Origin of the sequence: Vitreoscilla massiliensis (assembly GCF_001457815.1) — a bacterium.
In the GTDB taxonomy this organism is placed as follows: Bacteria; Pseudomonadota; Gammaproteobacteria; order Burkholderiales; family Neisseriaceae; genus Vitreoscilla; species Vitreoscilla massiliensis.
Genome location: NZ_LN898216.1, coordinates 42690 through 67417, shown reverse-complemented (window position 1 = coordinate 67417; position 24728 = coordinate 42690). Strand labels below are relative to the sequence as shown.

Sequence of the window (24728 nt, the reverse complement as noted above, 5' to 3'; positions counted from 1 at the left end):
GGCCTGTAAACAGGTCGCTACATCAAAACAAGTCACAAAGGAAAAACAGATGAAGAACGCTTACATTATTGATGCGATACGTACGCCGTTTGGCCGTTATGGTGGCGAATTGGCCAGTGTGCGTGCCGACGATTTGGGTGCTTTGCCGATTAAGGCCTTGATGGAGCGCAACAGCAGCGTGAATTGGGAAGCGGTAGACGATGTGATTTATGGCTGTGCCAACCAAGGCGGCGAAGACAACCGCAATGTCGGTCGCATGTCGGCCTTGCTCGCAGGCTTGCCATACCAAGTGCCCGCGACCACGGTCAACCGCTTGTGCGGTTCGTCTTTGGACGCGATTGCGATGGCCGCACGCGCCATCAAAGCAGATGAAGCCAACCTCATCATCGCAGGTGGCGTCGAGTCCATGACCCGTGCGCCGTATGTGATGGGCAAATCTGATGGCGCGTTTGGACGCACACAAAAAATTGAAGACACCACCATGGGCTGGCGCTTCATCAATCCGAAATTGAAAGAGCTGTACGGCGTGGAAACCATGCCGCAAACCGCTGAAAACGTCGCCGAGCAATTCCATGTGTCGCGCGCCGACCAAGACTTGTTTGCCTTGACCAGCCAACAGCGCACAGCCGCCGCGCAAGCGCGTGGCTATTTCGACAAAGAAATCATCGCCGTGACCATCCCGCAGAAAAAAGGCGATCCAGTGGTGGTGGACAAAGATGGTTTTCCCCGTCCAAGCACCACGTTGGAAACCTTGGCCAAGCTCAAAGGCGTGGTCAAACCAGATGGCACGGTGACCGCAGGCAATGCTTCAGGCATTAACGATGGCGCGTCCGCGGTGTTAATCGCTTCCGTCGCAGCGGTGCAACAATACGGTCTGAAACCGCGTGCCAAAATCATCGGTGCAACCACCGTCGGCGTCGAGCCGCGCATCATGGGTTTTGGCCCAGCGCCAGCGATTAAAAAATTGCTGCAACAAACCGGCGTGAAGCTTGAAGACATAGACGTGATTGAATTGAACGAGGCGTTTGCCGCGCAAGCCTTGGCCTGTACCCGCGACTTGGGTTTGCCCGATGGCGCCGAACATGTGAATCCGAATGGCGGCGCGATATCCATCGGCCATCCGTTGGGCGCTTCTGGTGCGCGTTTGGTCACCACTGCTTTGAACCATTTGGAAAACATCCAAGGCCGTTATGCCTTGTGTTCGATGTGCATAGGCGTGGGTCAAGGCATTGCGCTGTTGCTTGAGCGTGTGGAATAGGGGCAGGGCATGGCGATTTTGAAACTGAGCAGTCACGATGTGCATTACCAAATCTTTGGCGATGCCAGCAAGCCCACACTGATTTTTTCCAATTCCTTGGGCACCAATTTGAGCATGTGGGAGCCGCAATATGCGGTATTACAGGCCGCTTACTGTGTGGTGTGTTACGACACCCGTGGTCATGGTCTGTCGGGCGCACCAAAAGGCCCGTATACCTTGGCGGAACTGGGCGAGGATGTGCTGGCTTTGTTAGACCATTTGCAAGTGGAGGAAGCGCATTTTTGTGGCATCTCTATGGGCGGCATTACCGGTTTGTGGTTGGCGATTAACCATCCCGAGCGTTTCTTGTCGGTGAGCGTGTGCAACAGCGCCGCCAAAATCGGTCAAGAAGGCCCATGGCGGGAACGCGCGGCCTTGGTGCGTGAACAAGGTTTGCATCCCATCGCTTCAACTGCTGCCGGTCGTTGGTTTACCGCCGACTTTGTCAGCAGCCATCCCGACACCATCAGCAAAATGCAACAAGACTTGGCCGCCGGCAGCGCCGAAGGCTATGCCAGCTGTTGTGAAGCCTTGGCCGTGGCCGATGTGCGCGCGCAATTGGGTGAAATTCAAATCCCGCTGTTGCTTGTGGCGGGCACGGAAGACCCTGTGACCACGGTGGCCGATGCTGAATTCATGCAAGTGGCGGTGGCTGGCAGTAAGTTGTATGCGATACCCGCATCACACATTTCCAATATCGAAGCGCCTGAGGCGTTTAACCAAGCCTTGGGGGAATTCTTAGATTCCTTATAAAAAAGGTATACAGTTTGTTGTAACTGATGTTCTGTTGTCCACGCTCTGTTCCTGCATGTGCAGGTCGTGAGCAACAGAAATATGATCTCTCTGCGTGTTTCGGATAGGTAACGCAGTTTTAAGCCGCTATGCGGCTTTTTTTTGGATTTTATTTTACAAGTATTTGAATTTTAAAAACAGTCTGTGCGGCTTGCTACAAGTGGCAAGCAACTTTTTAGGTATGAATGTATGCAAATTCGGTTTTGGACACCGTGGCGAATTTGCCTCATTGTGTGCGGGTGAGAAGCACACGACAATAGAGGAAAAATACATGAAAACCAATAATATCAATATCAACGAGCTGGTCGATCAGGCCAAATTCACCCCGTTTCACTGGGGGGTGTTAATTTGGTGTTTGCTGGTGATTATTTTTGATGGCTACGACTTGGTCATCTATGGCGTGGCCTTGCCGCTGCTGATGAAAGAATGGGGCTTAAGCCCAGTGGAAGCCGGCTTGCTCGCCAGCACCGCCTTGTTTGGCATGATGTTCGGCGCCATGAGTTTTGGCACTTTGTCGGACAAATTGGGTCGCAAAAAAACCATCATGATGTGTGTGGCCATTTTCAGTGGCTTTACCTTCTTGGGCTCGTTTGCCGCGAACCCTATCCAGTTCGGCATCTTGCGTTTCTTGGCCGGTTTGGGCATAGGTGGGGTGATGCCTAACGTGGTGGCGCTGATGACAGAATACGCACCCAAACGCATCCGCAGCACCTTGGTCGCCATCATGTTCAGCGGTTATGCCATAGGCGGGATGGCGTCGGCTTTGTTAGGCTCGTTCTTGGTGGCCGATTACGGTTGGAAAATCATGTTTTACATCGCCGGCGTGCCTTTGTTGGTATTGCCTTTGTTGTGGAAATTCCTGCCTGAATCGCTGATGTTCTTGACCCAAAAAGGCGAAACCGCACAAGTGGCCAGCATTGTTAATAAGATCGACCCCAGCATCCAAGCCAACGCGCAAACCCAATTTGGGTTAAATGAGAAAACTGCCGGTGACGAAGCGCCATTGAAAGCCTTGTTCCAACAAAACCGCACCTTCAGTACCTTGATGTTTTGGGTCGCCTTCTTCATGTGTTTGTTGATGGTGTATGCCTTGGGCAGCTGGTTGCCAAAACTGATGTTACAGGCCGGTTATTCCTTGGGTGCGAGCTTGCTGTTCTTGTTTGCCTTGAACATCGGCGGCATGATTGGTGCCATCGGTGGCGGTGTGTTGGCGGACAAATTTCACTTGAAACCGGTGCTCACCATCATGTTTGCCGTCGGTGCCATCGCCTTGATTTTGTTAGGTTTCAAAAGCCCACAAGCCGTGCTCTACACCTTAATCGCCATCGCTGGCGCCGCCACCATCGGTTCACAAATATTGTTGTATACCTTTGTGGCGCAGTTCTATCCAGCAGCAGTGCGCTCTACTGGCATGGGTTGGGCTTCGGGCATAGGCCGCATCGGCGCCATTGTTGGCCCTGTTTTGACCGGTGCTTTGCTGACATTTGAATTGCCACACCAAATGAATTTCTTGGCCATCGCTATCCCAGGTTTCATCGCTGCCTTGGCCATCTTCTTGGTGAATTTGAAAGCCTCGGTCGATGCCAAACATACGCCGACTGCTGAAACCGCAGATCAGCCTGCGACCACCACCGCGCCGACTTACAGCAATCAATCATGACATCACAGTGTTTTAAACATTTACAGGCCGCTTGATGCGGCCTGTAAGCATTGCAACACGCTATCAAAACCCCTTAACGCAATTGCGATGGCAACACGCCAAAGTGTTGTTTGAAGCGGCGACTGAAATGGCTGGCATTGCCAAAACCGCATTGCAAGGCGATGTCTAACAAGGGCTCATCACTGCTGCGTATCAAATCACGCGCTTGCTGTAAGCGCCGTTGCAACACATATTGGTGCGGCGACATCTGCGTCGATTGCTTGAACATATGGGCAAAATGGTAGGCACTTAAATGCACCACTTGCGCCAAGTCTTGCAAAGTCAGCGCCTCAGCCAGATGCGCGTCTATGTAAGCCAACACCACGCGCAAACTGTGCGGCGACAAGCCGCCTTTGCTTTGCGGCGCTTGCCACGACACTTGGCCGTAGTGTTTGATTAAGTGGTTGAGCAGCAGCGTGCTGGTGGTGCTCAATTGCAAATGGTTGGCAGGGTCTTGCCAAGTCGGCTCCAGCAAAAACAATTGGTATAACTGCGCGATGTGCTCATCGCGGCAAAACGCTTGCTCGTTCAAGACGATGTTGTGCGGGTCTTTGTCCCACACTTGCGTGGCGATGTCGTGCAAATGCGCATCGGTGAAATACAGGTGCACAAAGCCCAATTGCCCGCGTATGTCCCATTCGCTGCGCTGGTGTTTGGGCATCAGGCAAAACTTGCCCGGCGCGCCGCCATTTTTCCAGCCCATGCGGGTTTTTTGGTAACTCTCATAGCCTTCGTGCACATACAAACTCAGCGTGTGGTGGTCGCTGCACACCGCCACATGGTCGTGGTGATTGCTCCACTGCGCCAGTTGCATGCCCGAGCTGAGATTCACGCTGTTGTGCAACACGGCGTGGGTTTGCTCCAATTGTTGTCGGGTTTGGTAAGCCATAAATCTGCGCTCGGCAAAGATGCGTTAAACCACGCTATTGTAGGGGTTTTTTGGCCTTACAGGCCGCATGAATGACGAGACTTTGCAAAAAACCACAAGAACAGAACAGTCTGGCGCTGTTTTGGCGCAGCGCGCTTTGGGTCGATGGTGCAGACTGAGCGCTGGTTTTGAAACAGGTTAAACGACATGAATGTTTTATTGTATGTGGCGGTGGTGTTGATTTGGGGCACCACTTGGATAGGCATCACCTTGCAAAGCGCGTATGCGCCGCCGTTGACGGCGATTTTTTGGCGCTTTGCCATCGCCGCGTTGGTGTTGCTCATGGGTTTGGCGCTGACGGGGCGTTTGCAGCGCTTGCGTTGGCGTGACCACGGCTTTTGTGTGTTACAAAGCTTGTGCGTGTTCAGCCTCAATTTTGTGTGTTTTTACACCGCTGTGCGCTACATCAATTCCGGCTTGGAATCGGTGATATTTTCGATGGCGGTGTTTTTCAATGCCCTGAATGCTTGGCTGTTTTTTGGACAAAAGCCGCACGCGCGTTTTTTACCGGCCGCTTGTATGGGTTTGCTCGGCATCGTATTGCTGTTTTGGCATGAATTGGATTTTGGCACTTGGCAGTTGGGGCAATTGTGGGGAATAGGCTTGGCCATGCTCGGTACTTATGGTTTTTCCTTGGGCAATATGCTCAGTGTGCGCCATCAGAAACATGGCTTGGATGTGTTCAGCACCAATGCTTATGCGATGCTCTACGGCACGGTGATTTTGGCAGGTTTGGCGTGGGTATTTGATGTGGGTTTGGCCATGCCGCTGCAAGCGCCGTTTGTGTGGTCTTTGCTGTATTTGGCGCTGTTTGGCTCGGTCATCGGTTTTACCGCGTATTTCACGCTGGTCAAACGCTTGGGAGCGGCGCAATCGGCTTACACCACGTTGTTGTTTCCTTTGGTGGCGTTGAGCATTTCGACGGTTTGGGAAGGCTATCAATGGCATGTGGCGGCGGTAGTGGGCATGGTGTTGATTTTGGCTGGCAATTATTTGATGTTTCATAAGCCAAAGGCATAAACAGCCAGAGCGGCCTGTAAGCCTTTCTTCTTAATCGAATCAAGCCCCTGAATGTCAGTGTGTGTAAGAAGTGGCTGGGGGTGGTTGCCGCAAAATACCTTCTCAGGTATCGTGGTGTGGCTTGTGAATAACTGATTTTGATTGAATAAGTAACAGATGATTGCAATAACAAGGCCTTGTTTTGTTAGGCGAAACAAGAGTCTTGGCGAATACTCAAGTGTGATAAACAGAGGAGAAATACATGACACAATTATTGGATTACCGTCAGTTTTACATCAATGGCAAATGGGTCAACCCTACCAAAGCAAACGATTTGGAAGTGATAGACCCATCGACTGAAAAAGCCGTGGCGGTGATTTCGATTGGTGACAAAGCCGATACCGATGCTGCCGTGGCTGCTGCCAAAGCCGCATTCCCTGCTTGGGCCGCGACTGCGCCTGCCGAGCGTCTGGCTTATGTGGAAAAGATTTTGGACATCTACAAACGCCGCGCCAAAGACATGGCCCGTGCCATCAGCTTGGAAATGGGTGCGCCACAAGACATGTCTTTGGATGACCAAGTCGATTGCGGTGTCTACCACATTGAAAACTTCATTGCCGCGTTCAAAGACTTCAAATTCGTGCGCCCATTGAGCGCCGATACCCCAGACACCATGATTGCATGGGAACCAGTTGGTGTGGTCGCGTCGATTACGCCGTGGAACTGGCCGATGAACCAAGTGACTTTGAAAGTCATCCCAGCGATTTTGGCTGGCGACACGGTGATTTTGAAACCGTCTGAAATTGCGCCATTGTCGTCCATCGTGTGGACAGAAATCGTTGACGAAGCGGGCTTGCCGGCTGGCGTTTACAATATGGTTAATGGTGATGGCGTCGGTGTGGGTACACAATTGTCTACCCATCCGGATGTGGACATGGTGTCGTTTACTGGCTCTACCCGCGCCGGTGTGGCGATTACCAAAGCCGCTGCCGATACGGTGAAAAAAGTGGTGTTGGAATTGGGCGGTAAAGGCGCGAACTTGGTGTTTGCCGATGCCGACGAAGATGCGGTTGCCCGCGGTGTGCGCCATTGCTTCTACAACTCTGGTCAATCGTGCAATGCACCGACACGCATGTTGGTAGAGCGTCCGTTTTACGACAAAGCTGTGGCCATTGCCAAAGAAGTGGCTGATGCCACTGCGGTCGACATTGCCCACAAAGAAGGTGCGCACATCGGCCCGGTGATTTCCAAAGTGCAATTCGACAAAATCCAAGGCTTGATTCAAGACGGTATTAACGAAGGTGCGCGTTTGGTGTCTGGTGGGACTGGTTTGCCAGAGCATTTGAGCGAAGGTTATTTTGTGCGCCCAACCGTGTTTGCCGATGTGAACAATGAAATGGGCATCGCCAAAAATGAAATCTTTGGCCCAGTATTGGCCATCATTCCATTCGACACCGAAGAAGAAGCGGTGGCGATTGCCAACGACACCATTTACGGTTTGACCAATTATGTGCAAACCCAAGACGTGGAACGCCGCCGCCGCTTGAGCCGTCAGTTACAGGCCGGCATGGTGGAAATGAATGGCAAGAGCCGCGCCCGTGGTGCTGCGTTCGGTGGTGTTAAAGCCTCTGGTCGCGCCCGTGAAGGCGGTGTGTTTGGTTTGGAAGAATTCATGGACAGCAAATTCATTTCAGGCTGGGCTGAATAAGTCTGCGCTGGTTTGAAATGCCTTACAGGCCGCTTACATGCGGCCTGTATTTTTTTGTGCGGCTTGATGGCAAACACTTGATAGAACACAAAATAGCGCTACAATCGGGTGGTGTTCAATAAGCGATAGAGGACTGACCATGTTGGAGATGCGCCCGAATTGTGAATGTTGTGATGCTGCCTTGCCCGCCGATTCTGAGCGGGCGTACATTTGTTCGTTTGAATGCACGTTTTGCGCCTCGTGTGCCAACGGCCATTTGCACGAGACTTGTCCCAATTGCGGCGGCACGCTGCGCTTGCGACCGTCGCGCGCCATGCATTTGTGGGAACAATTCCCTGCCTCTACCGAGCACATTCACAAGCCCGATTGTGGGCAAGCTTAAAGAATTTCGGTAATCAACAGGTTTACAGGCCGCTGAATGCGGCCTGTAAACACATGTGGTGTTAAAGCATAGACATTAAGCCTAAGCCATAACAGGCTCATCTTTCGCCTCAACCGCCGGCGCTTGCGCCAGCAATTGCTGCGCTTGTTCCAAAATTTCCAATAAGCTGTGACCAATGCGGCGCGCGTAAGCAATGTCGTTCATCAGCGAGCTGGTTTGCCTGTCGCTGAGTTTGCCCTCGCGCAAACCGGCCAATACCTCGCGGCTAAACGACAATTCAAACTGCTGCATGCCTTGTTGCAACTGCGCTTGTTGCGCCAACAGCGAGGCCGCACCGTCTTGGCTTAACGGAGCCACTTGCAGCAACAAGCCAAACACATACTCGCGCAAACGCGCATAGTAATGCTGCACCTCATCGTCGCTTTGCAAATACAGTTGCAGGTTTTTCTGCAAATGCTTGCTGTCTTTCACTGCTTCGGCAAACTGCAAGGCCAGCGCTTGGCAGCTTTGTAAGATGCTTTCTTGTTCATCCGACAGTGGCACTTCGATGCGGTTGATGTAGCCGAGTAATTCGCTGTACACGCCTTTGATGTGTTGTTGGTACAAGGCATCGGCATCCAATTGCAATGGCAATTGGGCGGCCTGTAAACGCAAATCGTCGTTGTCCGTGAGGCCCGAAAACAATTGCTGCGCCGGCACATACACCGCATGGCACATCACTTCCAGCGTCAAACGGCTCAAATGGCGAATTTCATTCACCACTGCCAATACCGCGGTATCAGAGGCGCGCAAACTGCTTTTGCTCAGGTATACCGCTTCGGTGCTGGACTTTTTGCTGGCAGGGCGGGTTTCGTGTGGCTCGGCAATCAAGGTCGGCAGCTGTTGTTCGGCGCGCTCAGGCAACCATTGCTGCAGTTTGGTCGCCAACTGGCTTTGAAAACGCCAAAACACCACCACGCCCAAGACGTTAAACAAGGTGTGAAACAGCGCCAGTTGTATCATGCTGTTGTCGCCCAAGCCCACCCACGCGGTGGATTGCAATACCAACCAGCTTAATGGCACAAACAACAACAGGCTCAATAAGGCGGTGACGATGTTGAACAACACATGCGCCAAGGCCAAGCGTTGGCCATTGCGTTCGCTGCCCAAAAAGCCAACAAAGGCAGTGGTGATGCTGCTGCCGACGTTGGAACCTATGGCCAAGGCAAACGCCTGTTCGGGCGCGATTTGCCCACCGGCCAAAGCAGCTAAAGTCAAAATCAAGGCGGCGTGGGTAGACTGCAACACCACCGTGAGCAGCAAACCGATGGCAATGAAAATCAAAATTTCGGTGATGCCGCTGACGTGCAATTGGGTGAAATCGACCGCGCCGCCCATGTCGGTAAAACCTTGCTTGATGGCATCGATGCCAACAAAGATAAAGCCTATGCCCATCAGTGCGCGCCCAAACGCCTTGCCTTTGTCGCCAAAAAAACTCGCCAACACGCCAAAAAACAGCAAAGGCAAGGCCATCACGCTCAGGCTGATGTTTTGTCCGGCCAGCGCCAGCAACCAAATGCCACTGGTCGCGCCCAAGTTGGTACCCAATAACACCGCCACCCCTGCGCCCAAGCCGATTAAACCGGCGCTTAAAAACGCAATGGTCAGTAGCGACACCAAGGTGCTGGATTGCAACACAAACGTGGCACCCATCCCGAACAACAAACCTTTAAACGGCGTGTCGGTGGATTTGTTCAGCAGGCGTTCCAAATAACCGCCGGCAGCGCGTTGCAAACCTTCTTCTATGCACTGCATGCCAAACAAAAAAATCGCCAAGCCATAACACAGCTGCAGCCACGCATTGCTGTGGTAAAACGAAACACTGAAAGCCAACAGCAAAGCTAACATCAACACATATTTGAGGTTTTGCTGTTGCTTGAGATTGAGTAAATTGCGCATGAGCCTCCTTGATGGCAGTAGAAAAGCGGCCTGTAAGCCGCTCAATGCAAAGCCAAGTCATCTAGGTGTGACATGCGCACATCATAGTCAAACTTGCGCCCACACGGTATGCGTTTGCTCAATCTTCTCGCGCAAGCCTTGTAATAAGGCGGCTTGTTCGGGGCGGTAAAAGAGGTTGTGGCTTTCAAATGGAATCATGCGGCCATCGGCGGTGGCGAAGTGGATGCACGATTTTTTCAAGGCGCGGATGTCGAGGTTGGTGGCGTCCATGAATTGCACAATCAAGATGCGAAACACGTTTTCATAACTGAGATTCGGCGCAGCGATTTGTGGCAGACAACACATCAATTCGCTCAAGCACGAAGCTTGTGATTCGGGGCTGTGGTTGGTGGAAAACAGCTTGAACACTTGCTGTTTTAAATCGACATCGTGTTCAAACACAATGGTGTTGGCGCTGCCTTCGACCAAGGTTTGCGGCTCAAAATAGCGGGTGAGCGGCGTGAGCGTGTCGCCGACTTTCAAGGCGTAAGCCATGGCCAAGGTATCGGGATTGCACGGTACGGGCACGATGTCGGCGGCATCGAAGATGCCTGATTGCTGGATGATGTTGCGGCGTATCTCGCTGACGGTTAGGCGGTTGTCGGCGGCGACACCAGTTTGACGACCGGCTTGTTGTATCGGCTGGAGGGTCACGCCACGCACACACGGCTGGCTTTGGGCAAAGCGAATGATGTCGCCCAATTCGTCGTCGTTGTGGCCGCGTGCCACCGTCACCACCAGCGTGGTAGACAGATTGTGTTGGTTTAAATTCTCTAATGCTTGGCGGCGGATGCGGCTCAAATCGGCGCCGCGCAAGGTTTTCAATACTTCAGGCCGCATCGAATCGAATTGCAAATAGATTTCCAAACCATGGCGGCCAAATTCGGCCAGCTTGGCGACAAACTCAGGCTCTTGCGCGATGCGGATGCCATTGGTGTTGATCATCAAGTGCTTAATTGGCCGCGCTCGCGCCGCCGCCAATATTTCAAAAAACTGCGGATGCAGTGTCGGCTCGCCACCAGACAATTGCACCACATCGGGTTCGCCTTCATTTTTCACCACCGTGTCTAACATGGCAATGATGTTTTCTAGGCTATGGTGGGTGTGTTTGTGGGTGCCGCTGGCGGCAAAACACACTGGGCAATTGAGATTGCAAGCCTCGTTGATTTCGATGATGGACAGACACGAGTGCTGCATGTGGTCGGGGCAGAGACCACAATCGTAAGGGCAGCCGTAATGCATGCGCGTGTTAAAGGTTTGCGGCATTTCAGGCCGCTTCACAAACACCTCGCGCCCCAAACGGTAATATTCTTCATCGTCGCTGATGAGCACGCGCTCCGTGCCGTGTTGCGGACACCATTTGTCCATATACACTTTGCCGTCTTTGAACAAAATTTTGGCTTCAATCTGTCTGTAACAGGTGGAGCAGATGCTGCCGGTGGTGTCGTAGAAATGGTAAGGGCGGTTTTTGCGCGACATAACAAGCGTCCTGTAAATGCGTTTAAGAGGGGTGGCGACGTTGGTAGACCGACAAACAGCAGGCACAGACAACATAACCGATTAACACGGTCATTAACAGCCAGCCATGGTATTGCCAAAAAAAGTGTTGTAAGGAGTGGAATGCCAGCCTCCATTTTGGTGGCGTCCACAGCATGGTGACACACAGCCCAGACAGCAGCGTGGGCACATACAGAAACAATAACAAGACGATGCTGCGGATGGTTTGGCTGCGCGGGGCTTGCTGGCGCGTAAACTGCCAGCGCAACATCAGCGCACTGGCGCAAAGCATCAATCCATATTCCAACATCAACCAGCCGGTTGCACGCCATGGCGTATCAAACGGCAAAAACCACAGCGCCAATAACAAGCTGATCACACCTGTTACCAGCCACAAATCCATGACCAACATTATCCATGTGGGGAAGATGGGTGTGGCGACATGCTTGTCCGTATGCATATTATTCATGTTCATGCTTTCAGAGGTGCAGACTGTGTTGCCATACAAGCGGCCTGTAAACAGTACTGCTTAATGGCGGGTACGCCTATTCAGCTGCAGACGCCACACGCCATAAACAACATAACTGGCCAATAAGGCCATGAGTCCCCAGTGTTGGTAAGACCAAAACCAGATTGCAACATGACTGAGCACGTTGCTTGGTGCAGGTGATACAAACCAAGTACCCAAGCACAGGCCAGAAAACAGCGCGGGCAGATACAAAAACAACAGCAAGACCATGCCCATCATGCCTTGTGTATGAGTGGGAGCTTGCACCTGACGTCGGCGATATAAAACCCTGGCACTGATGAAAAACACCGCGGCATACAACAACAATATCCGGCCAATGTCATGCCAATCTGTATTGAATATCAGCGCACCTAACAACAAAGCATACAAGCCCAATAAGGAAAGCAGCCACGAGGCAATGCCCATGATGGTGTGCAGGCGCTGCTGGCAGCAGAAGTGGTCGCTGCTGGGCGTTTGCTGTGGAGGACTTGGTTTGGCTTGATGGAAATGAGGCATGGTAAGACCTTTCACACGGATGCGGTCACGGCGCCAACGCGCTGGGTGCAATTGCAGTGTAGGGCAAGCACTGACATAAGACACACAGTGCGTGTGCATATGTCATTTGCTGCACCTTGAAGTCTCAGTGCAGCCAGACAAGCGGCCTGTAAACCCACATCAACTGCTGAAACACAAGGCTATGAAAGCAATCGGTAACAACAATACGCCCACACCGGTGATGACAAAGAGACCGATGATGATGGGTTTGAGTACCGACATCGTCGTGATGAGGGTTTTGACTAAGCACCTGAGTTTGCCTGTTTGGGCGGGAGAAGTGTCATCGTGTGGGTCAGAGTATGCGAAGGTGAGGGCGCGCTCTTTGAATTCTTGGTAGGTGAGTTGCAGAAAGGGGATGATAAACACGCACAAGATGCCCATGCTTAGTGTGCCTATCATCACCCAAAGCTGGTCACCAGAACTCAGTGCGCATACACTGGCGATAAAGACCAATAACAGGATAGTGATTTTTATCCAACGGTAGTAAGGGCGATTGAGCATGGTATGCATCCTAAATTTTGACTGTGAATCTGGGTTATTGCAAAAAACACGCCCCAATGAAGATGATGGGCAGCAATAACACCACCAATCCGACGCCAGCCAGTATAAGGACAACGATGATGACGGGGCCGTTTGAGTTGGAAGCGCTGCCTTTGGGCTTGAGCCTGACGGTATTGTGCCGTTTTTTGCGGGACTTTGTGGACGGCGTGGTCCGTGATGCTTGAATGGGCGCAGTTGTGGGTCGAACGATGGGTGATGCTTGAGCAGGCGTTGTGATGGGCTGAACCATAGGTGATGCTTGAGTGGGAGAACGTGTGGGTTGAATGATGGGTGACGATTGGCGAGATGGGCTGATGGCTTGGGTAGTTGAGGGTGTGCTGGTGAGAGCTTTGGCATTGGGCTTGCGCATGGGGCGCTGCGCTTGATAACGATGCTGGAGTTTGGAAAAGAAAAACACCATGACAATATAGGCGATTAAGCTGACCGCTCCGAAAATGATTAACATGGCATTGCCGAAGAATACAGCATAGGCGCTCACGAATATGAGTGGCAAACACCACCATGCCATGCTTTGGGCGGTTGGTGGGGATATGGTTTTAGGAGTATTGAATTTGTGCTCAAATGCTTGTTGATAATGCAGCCAAGCGATATAGCAAAGAGAGAGTACGTAGCAATACAGGCCGAACACAGCCAATAATTGCAGTCTTTGATTGCCCAATACCAGTCCCAATATGCCCAAGATGAGCAAGGGCGACAGCAGCAAAGCCACGGTGCGGATGTCGGGTAACTGCTCAGAAGACGGTTTTGCCATATTGATCTCCTTACACCATTTCTTGCAGCGCAACTATTGAGTGATGCAATCCTAAGAGTGTCTTCTGGGTTGTGGTCTTGGTCTGATGCTGTCATCGGTTTTCCTTTACATACTAAGTGTTGCCACATGGCTTTAAACATCACCTTTGTCATCGCCCCGCCAACGCAATAGCTTCATAAAGCCATAGCCTGTTAACAGCGCCACCACCAAACCCAATAAGCCGCCGATTAAAAACGTGGAGTCGTTCATGCCGCTTGTGGATAAGATTAAGAAGCACAAACCGTAAAACAATGCCGGTAAAAACAAACACGCCAATACGACCAAAGCGATGATTTTTAGCCACAGCTGTTTGCTGTTGAGGTGGGTGAGTTCGTGCTTGGGGATTTTGCGTTTTGGTGTTTGGTAGGGATTTTCCATGGCTTTGTGCTCAAACAAGTGGTGGTGAGTACAGCACTATGCTGCTACTGTGCCATGCTCGGTGCGTGTGCGTCGAGCAATGCTGTGCTTATTGCAATAAAATGTGGTGTAAGCAAGCACTTACCAGCGCCGTAACAGCAATGTCACGATGGCCACGCTGACCAAAATCAGCACGAGTGTGGCATCGCGGCTGGTACTAAGCGGTGTATTCAAAGTGCAATAGCCATACACCAACACAGGGAACAAAACCAGCGATGCAAGAAGCAACAACAAGGCTTTGAAGCAGCCTGAGCTGGCGTGGTGCTGGCTAGGTCTTGGCATGGCGGTTGTCGCGTGTCAGTGTCGCTTTCAAACTCAGGGTGATGATGAGTAGTAAGGCGATTAAGCACACCCACTGTATCCCCGCCATGCCCAGTGGCCAGCCCTCTGGTATCGGTTTTAAACCATCAATAAACAAGCGCCACAGCAAATATGCCATCATTAAAGCGCGAAAGCGCAGTCCTAAGCCGGCCTGTAAATACTGTCGCCACCACGGATACAGGCACAAGGCCAACAGCGCTAACAGCATTTCATATAAGGCTGCAGGGTGACGCGGGCCATCACCAAAGTCCACTGCCCACGGCACGCTGCTGTGTATGCCCCAAGTGCCGTCGTAAGCGCCGGCCAAAAAACAGCCCAAGCGCCCGATGATGAGGCCAAACAAAATCGGCACCACAAAATCATCGCCAGTGCGGCTGCTGATGCCGGCGTATTTCTTGCCCAGTTCCACCCCTATCCAGCCGCCGAGCAGGCCGCCGACCACGCTTTGCCCTGAAAACACGGCAATGAAAAAGGCTTGCGGTGATTGTTGCCACAACTGTTGCATTAACAGTGGATGGTGCAAGGCCGAGACGATTTTATTGCCTATGCCGGCGCCAATGAGACAGCCCAATACCACCCACACGCCATTGCTGCGCCACAGGTTTTGCGTGTCGCCACGGCGCTTTTTCAAATGGCGGTACAGCAGAAAGCCGCCGCTTAAGGCCAACAATTCCAATGTGGAATGGACGATGCGGGCGGCAGTTTGGTCGTGAATGATGAGGGCTTCTAACATGGGCTGTGCTCGTGTACAGATGAAATCATCATACCCACATTGTATGGGCATGAAAACAAAGGCTTACAGGCCGCTGTCTTGGCTGTGGTAATACAGGGTTGGATTCATTTATAGATTAGCATGACATGAGGCTAGGAAGACCGTGACTCAGAGGCAGTACATGGTATTGCTACCGACGGTATTAACAATGCGGCCTGTAAATGCTTAAAGTGCATTTACAGGCCGCATTAAAGGTTTACCAATACACGCGACATTAAGGTGCAGCGCCGAACAATAAATTCTCTTTCAGCGCACGGATTTGGTCGCGCAATTCGGCCGCTTCTTCAAATTGCAAATCGCGCGAGGCGGCGAACATGGCTTTTTCCAAACGCGCCACTTCTTTGATCACCGCTTCTTCGGTATCGAGTTTGGCGGTTTTGACCTTGCCTTTTTTGCCTTTGCCGCCTGATTCTTCATGGTAAACGCCATCGATTAAATCGCCGACTTTTTTCACGATTTGCGTCGGCGTGATGCCGTGTTCCTCGTTAAAGGCGATTTGTTTGGCGCGGCGGCGTTCGGTTTCGTCTATCGCCGCTTGCATGGAATCGGTGATTTTGTCGGCGTACAGAATGGCTTTACCATGGATGTTGCGCGCGGCGCGGCCTATGGTTTGGATTAGGCTGCGGCGGCTGCGCAAAAAGCCTTCTTTGTCAGCGTCCAATATCGCCACCAGCGACACTTCGGGGATGTCCAAGCCTTCGCGTAGCAGGTTAATCCCCACCAACACATCAAACAATCCCAGGCGCAAATCGCGGATGATTTCCACGCGCTCGACGGTGTCGATGTCGCTGTGCAAATAGCGCACTTTGATGCCCAAGTCGTTGTAATAATCGGTCAGTTGTTCAGCCATGCGCTTGGTCAGCGTGGTCACCAACACGCGTTCGCCTATGGCCGAGCGCTTGGTAATCTCGCTCATCAAGTCGTCGACTTGGGTGCCCACAGGGCGGATTTCCAACACTGGGTCGAGCAAGCCAGTCGGGCGCACCACTTGTTCCACCACTTGCGCCGCGTGGGCTTCTTCATAAGTGGCTGGTGTGGCAGAAACGAAGATGGTTTGCGGCATCAGCGTTTCAAATTCTTCAAACTTGAGCGGGCGGTTGTCGCGTGCTGAGGGCAGGCGGAAGCCGTAATCGACCAAGTTTTGTTTGCGCGCCGCATCGCCTTTGTACATGGCGCCGACTTGCGGCACGGTCACATGCGATTCGTCCATAAACAAGATGGCATCTTTGGGCAGATAGTCGAACAAAGTCGGTGGTGCTGCGCCCGCTGGGCGGCGCGAGAAGTGGCGTGAGTAGTTTTCAATGCCTTTGCAAAAACCCATTTCATACAGCATTTCCAAATCAAAACGCGTGCGCTGCTCGATGCGCTGCGCTTCCACCAAGCGCACTTCATTGTTGTAAAACTGAATGCGGTCGGCCAATTCGATTTTGATGGTGTCACACGCTTTCAGCACGGTATCGCGCGGGGTCACATAATGGCTGGACGGGTAGACGGTAAAACGGCCAACACGGCTTTCAATGCGGCCTGTAAGCGGGTCGAACGTCTGTAAGGTTTCCACTTCATCATCAAACAAACTGATTCTGAGCGCGATTTCCGAGTTTTCGGCTGGAAACACATCGATGACATCGCCGCGCACGCGAAACGAGCCGCGTTCAAAATCCAAATCGCCGCGCTCGTATTGCATCGCCACCAAGCGCGCAATGATTTCGCGCTGCTCCATTTTGCCGCCTTCTTTGAGGTGCAAAATCATTTGGTGGTATTCAGATGGGTCGCCGATGCCGTATATCGCCGACACAGTGGCGACAATCACCACATCACGGCGCTCCATCAGGCTTTTGGTGGCAGACAGGCGCATTTGCTCAATGTGTTCATTAATGCTGGAGTCTTTTTCAATGAACAAATCGCGGCTGGGCACATAGGCCTCGGGTTGGTAATAATCGTAGTAAGACACGAAATACTCGACCGCGCTTTCGGGGAGAAAACCGCGCATCTCGGCATACAATTGCGCCGCCAAGGTTTTGTTGTGCGCCATGATGATGGCAGGGCGGCCCATTTGCGCAATCACATTGGCCATGGTGTAAGTCTTGCCCGAACCGGTGACGCCCAGCAAGGTTTGGTAGGCCAAGCCATCGTGCAAACCCTCGACCAAACCGGCTATCGCCGTGGGTTGGTCGCCGGCAGGTGGGAACGGTTGGTGCAACTTAAACGGGCTGTCTGGGTATTCAATGATTTCCATCACACATCTCTGCAACGCAAGCAAACACTTATGTTGCCCTGTTTACAAACAAGTATCAACGTATAATTCACCCAGCGGCAAGGATTCTTTTCGTAAGAGGAACTTGTCAAAACCAGTATATGTAATTATGATTGTTACAAATGAAAAACACCCGTTTGTCCATGGCCATCCACATTTTGTCCATGGTGGCGACCGCCACAGACCCCATGAGCCTGACCTCTGAATGGATGGCAGGTAGCATCAACACCAATGCGGTGGTGGTGCGGCGTTTGGTTGGTCAATTGAAACAGGCCGGTTTGATTACGGCGGTGCAAACCAACCGTGGTTTGCGCTTGTGCAAACCGGCGCGCGACATTTCATTTTGGGACGTGTTGCAAGCGGTGGATGCCGAGCATGAGTTGTTTGCCATCCACAGCGGCAGCAATGTGCAGTGCGACATAGGTTGCCAAATTGAAACCGTGTTAAGCCAGATGTATGCGAATCTGGAGCAAGTGTGGCGGCAGCAATTGCAGGCACAAAGCTTACAGGACGCATTAGACAGTTTGCAGTAGTACACAGCAATAAGGCCTATTGTCTTATTGCGTTTAAATTTGTAACAATGATTATTACTAATACTAAAGGATATGCCATGAAAATCGCCATTATCGCCGCCAGCGGCAAACAAGGTCAGGCCTTATTAAACGAAGCCTTGGCGCGAAATTTGGATGTCACCGCCATTGTGCGCGACGCCAGCAAAATCAGCCAAGACGTACCCGTCATCGAAAAAGACGCCTTGGCCTTGAGCCGCGACGATGTGGCGCCGTTTGATGTAATCATCAATGCGTTTGGTGCGCCGAGCGAATTGTCTCACCTGCATGTGGCAGTGGGCCAACATTTGATTGCCTTGTTGCAACACAGTGCCACGCGCTTATTGGTGGTGGGAGGTGCCGGCAGTTTGTTCGTCAATCCTGAGCACACCGTGCGCCTCATCGACACACCTGAGTTTCCTGATATCTACAAACCCACCGCCAGCAATCAAGCACAAAACCTGCAAGATTTACAGGCCGCATCCGATTTGAACTGGGCATTTTTAAGCCCAGCGGCCTTTTTTGATGCCGAAGGCAAACGCAGCGGCGCTTACCAATTGGGCAGCGAGGAATTGATTGTGAACCAAGCCGGCAACAGCTATGTGTCGTATGCCGACTATGCCATCGCCTTAATCGACGAAGCGCTCCAGCCCCAACACCGCAATCAGCGTTTCAGCGTGGTTGCCGAAGCTGCTTGAAGACTGTATTGCAGCGGCTTACAGGCCGCTGTCACACTAAGGATAAAGACATGCAAAAACTTCTCAGCAGTATTGTGATGGCCAGTTTGGCCTTGGGCGTGAGCAACGCCGTCTTGGCCAAACGCGTGCCCACGCGCGTGGTGCAACCAGCAGACACAGGTTTGTCGGCACAAGAACAGCGCAACCGCCAAGTGGTGGTGGATTTTTATGAGCAAGTGTTTCAGCGCCACCAAGTGGAAGCGGCGGTAAAACGCCATATTGGCTCTGAATACATCCAGCACAATCCGTATGTGGGTGATGGTGCCGCGCCGTTTGTGGCCTATTTTGTGCCGTATTTTCAGCAACACCCGCAAGCGCGCAGCGACATCAAACGGGTGATTGTGCAAGGGGATTTGGTGGTGTTGCACGTGTTGTCGCGCGAGCAGCCGCAAGACCGTGGCACGGCTGTGGTCGACATCTTCCGCGTTAAAGACGGCAAAATCGTTGAACATTGGGATGTGCAACAAGCGGTGCCTGAAGCCGTCGCCAATGGCAATACCATGTTTTGATGACGCCATCGCGATAACAAGCGGCCTGTAAATGCTTTACAGGCCGCTTTATTGCGTTAACTGGGCTTGCTCAAACAGGGTTTGTGGTTATAATCAAGACCACCATCACCGTCCACCAAGAGGTCGCTGTATGTCGCAAACCCAAACCACTGAAACCATGGCCATGCACGAAGACATCATTGAACATGCGCCGGTCAACCATTTGCCTGTGCCCACTGAAAGTGCCAGCGCCGCCGCGCCAGCGGCCGAACCAAGCAAACGCGAACAAGCGCGGCTGCAGCGCGCCAGCTTGTTGGCCGAGCAAGCGAAATTGCAACAATTATTGGATGAAATCGAAGACGATGGTGCCGCCGAAATTGCCGATTTGCAACAGCAAGTCAGCGCTTTGAAAGAAGAAGTGGCGGCATGGCAAGCGCCGGAAAACCCGCACTCGGTATTGGCGCACATCGGCTTGTTTGCCCTAGGCGCGTCGTTGATATGCTGGCTGTTAGCGCCGTTGTTGGCAGGTCAGGGTGGCTATTTGGACGGCTCCATGTCGGTAGCGGCAACTTTGCTAGGCTATGTCGCCGCGGCCTTATTGCTGTTTGTGGTAGCCAGTGGCAATGGCAAAAAGCATTGAGTGTCGTCTGCACAGCATCTGATTGTGAATAGTAGCATAAGCGGCCTGTAAACCCTGATAGCAAGGGTTTACAGGCCGCTTATGTCTTTGTGCATGGAATGAAGCAATATGCTCGCTGTTTCATATTCCCCGTAACAAAGTCCACACCATACTGAACGCCAACAGCGCCATCATCACGCCGGCCGCACGTTCTATCAGCGGCAAATACTGCTGCAAACGCCTTAAAAACCACGGCGCACTGAGCAAGCGCGCCAAGACCATGTCCCACAACCACACTACGGCCAACATCCACACGCCACAGGCCACATACAAGACTGTGCTGGCGTGTTGTTGGCTTAACACGCTGGCCAAGCTGAGGTAAAACAAACCATTTTTGGGATTGAGCAAGGCCGACAGCAAACCCATCAAGGCGCGCCGTGCCGGCACAGCGGCTGATGCGGTTGGGCTGGCGCTGCTGAGTGTGGTCGCGGCATTGGGCAGCAACAACAATACACTCAAATACAGCAAATACATCGCGCCCAAGCCTTGGATGAGTTGTAACAGCCACGGCGTGTGTTGCAATACTTGCAAGCCGCTGAACGCCAATACGATGTAAACACCATTGCCCAAGGCGATGCCGCTGCACAAAGGCAGACAGGCGCGCCAGCCAGCGCGGCTGGCCAAGCGCACAATCAATAAAAAATCGGCGCCGGGCAACAATAAAGCCAAAAAATGGCTGATGCCGACGAGTACAAACAATTCCATGGCAACTCCTGAGTAAGGAAACGCTCATGGTGCGCGTTTGCCCGCGGCGGGTATTGAAGAAAAGTGCGCTATTGGTATTGTTTGGGCGTGGCGGCGGTGTGCGCTTTGAACACGCGTTGAAAATGGCTTTGGTCGGCAAAGCCCAAATCATGCGCCACAGCGGCGATGGCGTCGCCTGCACGCAGACGTTGCCGTGCTTGGGCGATGCGCACATTGACCTGATAGGCGTGCGCCGACCAGCCGGTTTGCGCCTGAAACCAGCGCATAAAATGGTAGCGGCTCATGTGCACGCTTCTGGCCATGTGGGCGACATTCCAGTGCAGAAAATCGGGCTGTTGCAGCAAGGCGTTCAGGCGTGGGTCGGGAGCATAGGGCTGCGGTGTGTGCTGCCACAGCGGTGGGTAGGCCAGCTCGTGCAAGACTTCGTGCAACAGCGTGAGCAACACAGCTTGTTTGTGCGCCAAGGGCAGATGGGCTTGTAGGCTTTGATGCAGGTGTTGAAAGCGTTGGTACAGCGCAGGGTCACGCCAGACCATAATGGTGTGTGCATGGGCAGGCGCGGTGGTGAACACAGAGGCGGCGACATACATCATTTGGTAAGCCCAATGCTCCTGCGGCGGCGGATTGCAGCAGTGCGCCAATTCAGCCGGCAGCCACAACACATCACCGGCCTGTAAGGGCATCAGAGTGCCATCGGCAAACGACAACACGGTCACGCCAGCATCGACGCAACCAAACGAATGCGCACGGTGGCTGTGCATACGGTAACAGGCGCGGCTGTTGTGGGCCGTGCGCGTTTCCAGAGCCGGCCATGCGGGGTCGTACCAAAAGTGGGTGTCGGAATTCATGCGGGTATGTTAACAACAGCTGATATGTGAGGATACGGTTTACAGGCCGCTTGTAGCAGTTAAGCGGCCTGTAAATGAAATAAACATGGTTTTAAGCTTGAGTGGGTGGTGTTGCTAATTTGGGTTTGAGCAGCCACCAGCCCAATAGGAATATCAAGCCAGCCAATAGGCAAATGAGCATGCCCATCCAAGTTAACGATTCCCAGTGATAGCCGGCACCGATGAGCAAACCGGCGAGCAAAGGGCCGGCGGCATTGGCGGCATTCATGGCGGCATGGTTTAAACAAGAGGATAAGGTGCGGTCTTCCGGTGCATAACGCATGCTCAACACTTGTAAGGAAGGCACGATGACGGTGATGGTGCCGAGCAGGAAAAACGCCAAATAAGTGAGGAATACCGATTGGGTCACAATGAGCACATCAAACAAACCCATGACCAACAAGCACCACAGCAAGGCATAGCCCAAGGTTTTGTGCACGTTTTTATCGGACCAATAGCCACCCCAGGCAAAACCCATCAAAGTGCCTATGCCGCCGCAGATGGCAATCAGTGGCAACTGCGTGGCAGGCATCATCGCCACTTCGGTAATCAGCGGCGTGGCATAGGCAAACACTGCCATGCGGCCACAAATGGCGGTGGCGCTGATGGCCAAAATCCACCACAGCAACGGGTTGGTCAAGGCTTTGATTTCTTGCCATGCCGGTTTGGCGGTATACGGCGGCAATTCCGGTATCAAATCGTGCAGCAACACAATGATGAGCAAATCCATTAAGGCGACGACGCGGAAGATGGCGCGCCAATCTTGGACCTCGCCAAAATACGTGGTCAGTGGCACCACCAGCAAAAAAGCCAAACCTATGCCCGACATCAAGATGCCGATGGACATGCCCCATTTGTTGGGCGATAACATTTGCGAAAAAATCACCCCAGACACGCCCAAAAACACGCCGTGCGGCATGCCGCAGAAAAAGCGCACCCATTGCAATTGTTCATAAGAATTGACATAGGACGTGGCCAGGTTGCCGATGCAACACCACACCAATACATACGTTAACAGCTTGGGACGGCTGATGTGGCTGCCCAATAAGGCCAAGATGGGCGTGCCTATCAATACCCCCAAAGCATAGAAGCTGGCGGCAGGGCCAATTTGCGTGGTGGTGGTACCCAAGCTGTTGGCCATTTGCGGCAGCGACCAGATGGTGGTGAATTCCGCCATACCCAAAGAAAACGCGCCAAACGTGAGGATGAGGACCACAGCAAATTCTGGGGGAAGTTTTGTGTTTGCTAACATAAAAATGGCTCACGAATGCAATTGAATCAGTGATTTGTCGGTTATTATGACGAGTGATTCTCGTTGGAGCAATTAAATAAAACCAAATGGGATAATACAAGCTTGAGCAAGCGGCCTGTAAGCCTTGCTGAGCTTGGTTTTTTACTTATGGCGTCTGCTGTGTAATTGCAATCAATTAATGCCAATTAGATGAAATAATTTGGCATCAATGGCTTACAGGCCGCATCAAGCGGCCTGTAAAACACGTCAGCAGTCAACATTGATTAAGCGTGATCGGTGGCGGGCGCGTCTTTCAATTCGCGGCGCAGAATTTTGCCGACATTGGATTTGGGCAATTCGTTTTTGAAGACGATGTCTTTCGGCACTTTGTAGCCAGTGAGATTTTCACGGCAAAAGGCGATGATGTCTTCTTTGGTCAGGTTAGGGTCTTTTTTCACCACAAACAAACGGATGGCTTCACCGGTTTTTTCACTTGGTACACCAACACATGCCACTTCCAATACACCTGGATGGCCGGCAACCACGTCTTCAATTTCATTCGGATAGACATTGAAGCCAGACACCACAATCATGTCTTTTTTGCGGTCGACGATTTTGACAAAGCCTTGCTCGTTCACCACCACCACATCGCCGGTGGACAAGAAACCGTCGTCGCCCAACACTTTTTTGGTTTCTTCGGGCATGTTCCAATAGCCGCGCATCACTTGCGGGCCGCGCACAAACAATTCGCCGACTTCGCCTATGCCGACCGATTTGCCTTCACCATCGCGCACGTCGATTTCGGTATTGGAAATCGGCAAGCCGATGTTGCCTGAATACGAGGTCGACGACAGTGGATTGACGCACACGCCCGGGCTGGTTTCGGTCAAACCATAGGCTTCAATAATCGGTTGTTTGGTGATTTTTTGCCATTTGTCGGCCACGGCTTTTTGCACTGCCATGCCGCCTCCGACCGATATTTTCAGATTGGAAAAGTCGACGTTGGCAAAATCGGCATTGTTTACCAAGGCATTGAACAAGGTATTCACTGCGGTAATCACGGTCACGCGGTATTTGGCGATTTCTTTGACCAAGGCCGGAATGTCGCGCGGGTTGGTCACCAAAATATTGTGTGCACCGATTTTGGTGAAGATCATCAGGTTCACGGTCAAGCAGAAGATGTGGTACAGCGGCAAGGCGGTGAGGATGATTTCGCCATCGCGGGTGAGTTTGGCCTTAATCCAAGCGCCGGCTTGCTGCATATTGGCAACGATGTTGCCGTGGGTCAAAATCGCGCCTTTGGCCACACCAGTGGTACCGCCGGTGTATTGCAAGAAGGCGATGTCTTCTAAGGTCAGCTCAACTGGGTGGAAAGGGTGGTTCTTGCCTTGCGCCAACGCGTCTTTAAAAGCGATGGTATTGGGGATGTTGTAAGCCGGAATCATTTTTTTGACATGGCGCAGCACAAAATTCACCAACATGCCTTTGACGCCGCCGAGCATCTCGCCGATGTTGGCGATGATGACGTTTTTCACCGGTGTGTTTTTCAATACCAAACCCAAGGTATTGGCGAAGTTTTCCAATACCACGATGGTGGTGGCACCACAATCGACCAATTGGTGTTCCAATTCACGCGGGGTATACAAAGGATTGACGTTCGCTACCACATAACCGGCCTGTAAAGCACCAAACACGGCAACCGGGTATTGCAACACATTCGGCATCATGATGGCGATGCGTTCGCCCTTGGGCAGTTTCAACACATTTTGCAAATAGGCGGAAAATTGGTCGACGTATTGTTTGGTTTCGGCATAAGTCAGCGTTTTTCCCATATTGGTAAACGCTGGGCGCTGCCCGTATTGGGCGGCGCTTTCATTGAACACGGCGCTGATGGAAGAATAAGCGGTAACATCGGCGTACTCAGGCACGCCTTCATCGTAGTGTGATAACCAAATTTTTTCCATAGCGTCTCTCCTAAAAATTATTGATTTTTTTG

General features: G+C 52.2%; 25 protein-coding genes. 10 read left to right on the top strand and 15 right to left on the bottom strand.

The genetic code is table 11. The features are described from left to right. Window positions 1-49 precede the first annotated feature (49 nt). The 3 genes from pcaF to BN3003_RS00880 all read left to right on the top strand — a co-directional run bounded on the left by pcaF (window position 50) and on the right by BN3003_RS00880 (window position 3749). Window positions 50-1258 (top strand): 3-oxoadipyl-CoA thiolase, encoded by a 1209-nt coding sequence (gene pcaF / locus BN3003_RS00890; protein ID WP_058304859.1) that lies wholly within the window; start codon window positions 50-52, stop codon window positions 1256-1258. 9 nt (window positions 1259-1267) lie between these two features. Continuing rightward, a complete protein-coding gene (pcaD, locus tag BN3003_RS00885) occupies window positions 1268-2050 on the top strand; it encodes a 3-oxoadipate enol-lactonase (RefSeq protein ID WP_058304858.1) in 783 nt (260 codons plus the stop codon). A 310-nt stretch (window positions 2051-2360) separates the two neighbouring features. Further along, the gene (locus BN3003_RS00880) at window positions 2361-3749 is read left to right on the top strand and encodes an MFS transporter (protein WP_058305098.1); all 1389 of its coding nucleotides are present in this window, start codon (window positions 2361-2363) and stop codon (window positions 3747-3749) included. Between the two features lie 73 nt (window positions 3750-3822). On the opposite strand, the gene BN3003_RS00875 is transcribed toward BN3003_RS00880, so the two are convergent. Then, on the bottom strand, window positions 3823-4677 hold the full coding sequence (locus BN3003_RS00875) for a helix-turn-helix domain-containing protein (RefSeq protein WP_058304857.1): 855 nt from the start codon (window positions 4675-4677) through the stop codon (window positions 3823-3825). Between the two features lie 186 nt (window positions 4678-4863). On the opposite strand from BN3003_RS00875, the gene BN3003_RS00870 reads away from it, so the two are divergent. The 3 genes from BN3003_RS00870 to BN3003_RS00860 all read left to right on the top strand — a co-directional run bounded on the left by BN3003_RS00870 (window position 4864) and on the right by BN3003_RS00860 (window position 7805). After that, the gene (locus tag BN3003_RS00870) at window positions 4864-5736 is read left to right on the top strand and encodes a DMT family transporter (protein ID WP_058304856.1); all 873 of its coding nucleotides are present in this window, start codon (window positions 4864-4866) and stop codon (window positions 5734-5736) included. Between the two features lie 241 nt (window positions 5737-5977). After that, window positions 5978-7423: an aldehyde dehydrogenase family protein gene (locus BN3003_RS00865; RefSeq protein ID WP_058304855.1), complete on the top strand. Its 1446-nt coding sequence runs from the start codon at window positions 5978-5980 to the stop codon at window positions 7421-7423. Window positions 7424-7562: 139 nt separating this feature from the next. After that, window positions 7563-7805, top strand: a complete 243-nt coding sequence (locus tag BN3003_RS00860; protein ID WP_058304854.1) for a DUF1272 domain-containing protein — start codon at window positions 7563-7565, stop codon at window positions 7803-7805. Window positions 7806-7886: 81 nt separating this feature from the next. Here the strand turns inward: BN3003_RS00860 and BN3003_RS00855 are convergent, their stop codons facing one another. The 10 genes from BN3003_RS00855 to uvrB form a co-directional block, all read right to left on the bottom strand. Further along, the gene (locus BN3003_RS00855) at window positions 7887-9743 is read right to left on the bottom strand and encodes a Na/Pi cotransporter family protein (protein WP_058304853.1); all 1857 of its coding nucleotides are present in this window, start codon (window positions 9741-9743) and stop codon (window positions 7887-7889) included. Window positions 9744-9830: 87 nt separating this feature from the next. Then, window positions 9831-11261, bottom strand: coding sequence for a radical SAM protein (locus BN3003_RS00850; protein WP_058304852.1), 1431 nt, complete (start codon window positions 11259-11261; stop codon window positions 9831-9833). Window positions 11262-11283: 22 nt separating this feature from the next. Beyond that, window positions 11284-11748 carry a hypothetical protein gene (locus BN3003_RS00845; RefSeq protein ID WP_147645287.1) on the bottom strand — a complete coding sequence of 155 codons (465 nt, stop codon included), beginning with the start codon at window positions 11746-11748 and terminating at the stop codon, window positions 11284-11286. Window positions 11749-11808: 60 nt separating this feature from the next. Continuing rightward, window positions 11809-12402, bottom strand: coding sequence for a hypothetical protein (locus tag BN3003_RS00840; RefSeq protein WP_058304850.1), 594 nt, complete (start codon window positions 12400-12402; stop codon window positions 11809-11811). Between the two features lie 60 nt (window positions 12403-12462). Then, window positions 12463-12843: a hypothetical protein gene (locus tag BN3003_RS00835; protein ID WP_147645285.1), complete on the bottom strand. Its 381-nt coding sequence runs from the start codon at window positions 12841-12843 to the stop codon at window positions 12463-12465. A 34-nt stretch (window positions 12844-12877) separates the two neighbouring features. Continuing rightward, window positions 12878-13654 carry a hypothetical protein gene (locus tag BN3003_RS00830; RefSeq protein ID WP_058304848.1) on the bottom strand — a complete coding sequence of 259 codons (777 nt, stop codon included), beginning with the start codon at window positions 13652-13654 and terminating at the stop codon, window positions 12878-12880. A gap of 132 nt (window positions 13655-13786) precedes the next feature. Continuing rightward, the gene (locus BN3003_RS00825; protein WP_058304847.1) at window positions 13787-14071 is read right to left on the bottom strand and encodes a hypothetical protein; all 285 of its coding nucleotides are present in this window, start codon (window positions 14069-14071) and stop codon (window positions 13787-13789) included. A gap of 120 nt (window positions 14072-14191) precedes the next feature. Next, window positions 14192-14392, bottom strand: a complete 201-nt coding sequence (locus tag BN3003_RS00820; protein ID WP_058304846.1) for a hypothetical protein — start codon at window positions 14390-14392, stop codon at window positions 14192-14194. Continuing rightward, on the bottom strand, window positions 14379-15164 hold the full coding sequence (locus tag BN3003_RS00815) for a prolipoprotein diacylglyceryl transferase family protein (protein WP_058304845.1): 786 nt from the start codon (window positions 15162-15164) through the stop codon (window positions 14379-14381). Before BN3003_RS00815 ends, BN3003_RS00820 begins: the two co-directional genes overlap by 14 nt. Before the next feature lie 253 nt (window positions 15165-15417). After that, the gene (gene uvrB, locus BN3003_RS00810) at window positions 15418-17439 is read right to left on the bottom strand and encodes an excinuclease ABC subunit UvrB (RefSeq protein WP_058304844.1); all 2022 of its coding nucleotides are present in this window, start codon (window positions 17437-17439) and stop codon (window positions 15418-15420) included. Between the two features lie 140 nt (window positions 17440-17579). On the opposite strand from uvrB, the gene BN3003_RS00805 reads away from it, so the two are divergent. The 4 genes from BN3003_RS00805 (at window position 17580) to BN3003_RS00790 (ending at window position 19870) form a co-directional block, all read left to right on the top strand. Further along, the gene (locus BN3003_RS00805; RefSeq protein WP_058304843.1) at window positions 17580-17990 is read left to right on the top strand and encodes an Rrf2 family transcriptional regulator; all 411 of its coding nucleotides are present in this window, start codon (window positions 17580-17582) and stop codon (window positions 17988-17990) included. 77 nt (window positions 17991-18067) lie between these two features. Further along, window positions 18068-18703, top strand: coding sequence for an NAD(P)-dependent oxidoreductase (locus tag BN3003_RS00800; protein WP_058304842.1), 636 nt, complete (start codon window positions 18068-18070; stop codon window positions 18701-18703). Between the two features lie 50 nt (window positions 18704-18753). Beyond that, window positions 18754-19251, top strand: a complete 498-nt coding sequence (locus tag BN3003_RS00795; protein ID WP_058304841.1) for a nuclear transport factor 2 family protein — start codon at window positions 18754-18756, stop codon at window positions 19249-19251. 130 nt (window positions 19252-19381) lie between these two features. Beyond that, entirely contained in the window at window positions 19382-19870 is a 489-nt protein-coding gene (locus BN3003_RS00790) for a hypothetical protein (protein WP_058304840.1), read from the top strand. Window positions 19871-19990: 120 nt separating this feature from the next. Here BN3003_RS00790 and BN3003_RS00785 read toward each other — a convergent pair whose 3' ends face one another. The 4 genes from BN3003_RS00785 to BN3003_RS00770 all read right to left on the bottom strand — a co-directional run bounded on the left by BN3003_RS00785 (window position 19991) and on the right by BN3003_RS00770 (window position 24696). Next, window positions 19991-20614: a LysE family translocator gene (locus tag BN3003_RS00785; RefSeq protein WP_058304839.1), complete on the bottom strand. Its 624-nt coding sequence runs from the start codon at window positions 20612-20614 to the stop codon at window positions 19991-19993. Between the two features lie 68 nt (window positions 20615-20682). After that, the gene (locus BN3003_RS00780; RefSeq protein WP_058304838.1) at window positions 20683-21462 is read right to left on the bottom strand and encodes a helix-turn-helix transcriptional regulator; all 780 of its coding nucleotides are present in this window, start codon (window positions 21460-21462) and stop codon (window positions 20683-20685) included. A 91-nt stretch (window positions 21463-21553) separates the two neighbouring features. Continuing rightward, window positions 21554-22753, bottom strand: a complete 1200-nt coding sequence (locus BN3003_RS00775; protein ID WP_058304837.1) for an MFS transporter — start codon at window positions 22751-22753, stop codon at window positions 21554-21556. 263 nt (window positions 22754-23016) lie between these two features. Then, window positions 23017-24696, bottom strand: a complete 1680-nt coding sequence (locus tag BN3003_RS00770; protein ID WP_058304836.1) for an AMP-binding protein — start codon at window positions 24694-24696, stop codon at window positions 23017-23019. Window positions 24697-24728: the final 32 nt, after the last annotated feature.

Coding starts and splice junctions, on each gene's coding strand:
- pcaF (WP_058304859.1), top strand. CDS start 50: ATGAAGAACGCTTACATTATTGATGCGATACGTACGCCGTTTGGCCGT.
- pcaD (WP_058304858.1), top strand. CDS start 1,268: ATGGCGATTTTGAAACTGAGCAGTCACGATGTGCATTACCAAATCTTT.
- BN3003_RS00880 (WP_058305098.1), top strand. CDS start 2,361: ATGAAAACCAATAATATCAATATCAACGAGCTGGTCGATCAGGCCAAA.
- BN3003_RS00875 (WP_058304857.1), bottom strand. CDS start 4,677: ATGGCTTACCAAACCCGACAACAATTGGAGCAAACCCACGCCGTGTTG.
- BN3003_RS00870 (WP_058304856.1), top strand. CDS start 4,864: ATGAATGTTTTATTGTATGTGGCGGTGGTGTTGATTTGGGGCACCACT.
- BN3003_RS00865 (WP_058304855.1), top strand. CDS start 5,978: ATGACACAATTATTGGATTACCGTCAGTTTTACATCAATGGCAAATGG.
- BN3003_RS00860 (WP_058304854.1), top strand. CDS start 7,563: ATGTTGGAGATGCGCCCGAATTGTGAATGTTGTGATGCTGCCTTGCCC.
- BN3003_RS00855 (WP_058304853.1), bottom strand. CDS start 9,743: ATGCGCAATTTACTCAATCTCAAGCAACAGCAAAACCTCAAATATGTG.
- BN3003_RS00850 (WP_058304852.1), bottom strand. CDS start 11,261: ATGTCGCGCAAAAACCGCCCTTACCATTTCTACGACACCACCGGCAGC.
- BN3003_RS00845 (WP_147645287.1), bottom strand. CDS start 11,748: ATGAATAATATGCATACGGACAAGCATGTCGCCACACCCATCTTCCCC.
- BN3003_RS00840 (WP_058304850.1), bottom strand. CDS start 12,402: ATGCACACGCACTGTGTGTCTTATGTCAGTGCTTGCCCTACACTGCAA.
- BN3003_RS00835 (WP_147645285.1), bottom strand. CDS start 12,843: ATGCTCAATCGCCCTTACTACCGTTGGATAAAAATCACTATCCTGTTA.
- BN3003_RS00830 (WP_058304848.1), bottom strand. CDS start 13,654: ATGGCAAAACCGTCTTCTGAGCAGTTACCCGACATCCGCACCGTGGCT.
- BN3003_RS00825 (WP_058304847.1), bottom strand. CDS start 14,071: ATGGAAAATCCCTACCAAACACCAAAACGCAAAATCCCCAAGCACGAA.
- BN3003_RS00820 (WP_058304846.1), bottom strand. CDS start 14,392: ATGCCAAGACCTAGCCAGCACCACGCCAGCTCAGGCTGCTTCAAAGCC.
- BN3003_RS00815 (WP_058304845.1), bottom strand. CDS start 15,164: ATGTTAGAAGCCCTCATCATTCACGACCAAACTGCCGCCCGCATCGTC.
- uvrB (WP_058304844.1), bottom strand. CDS start 17,439: ATGGAAATCATTGAATACCCAGACAGCCCGTTTAAGTTGCACCAACCG.
- BN3003_RS00805 (WP_058304843.1), top strand. CDS start 17,580: ATGAAAAACACCCGTTTGTCCATGGCCATCCACATTTTGTCCATGGTG.
- BN3003_RS00800 (WP_058304842.1), top strand. CDS start 18,068: ATGAAAATCGCCATTATCGCCGCCAGCGGCAAACAAGGTCAGGCCTTA.
- BN3003_RS00795 (WP_058304841.1), top strand. CDS start 18,754: ATGCAAAAACTTCTCAGCAGTATTGTGATGGCCAGTTTGGCCTTGGGC.
- BN3003_RS00790 (WP_058304840.1), top strand. CDS start 19,382: ATGTCGCAAACCCAAACCACTGAAACCATGGCCATGCACGAAGACATC.
- BN3003_RS00785 (WP_058304839.1), bottom strand. CDS start 20,614: ATGGAATTGTTTGTACTCGTCGGCATCAGCCATTTTTTGGCTTTATTG.
- BN3003_RS00780 (WP_058304838.1), bottom strand. CDS start 21,462: ATGAATTCCGACACCCACTTTTGGTACGACCCCGCATGGCCGGCTCTG.
- BN3003_RS00775 (WP_058304837.1), bottom strand. CDS start 22,753: ATGTTAGCAAACACAAAACTTCCCCCAGAATTTGCTGTGGTCCTCATC.
- BN3003_RS00770 (WP_058304836.1), bottom strand. CDS start 24,696: ATGGAAAAAATTTGGTTATCACACTACGATGAAGGCGTGCCTGAGTAC.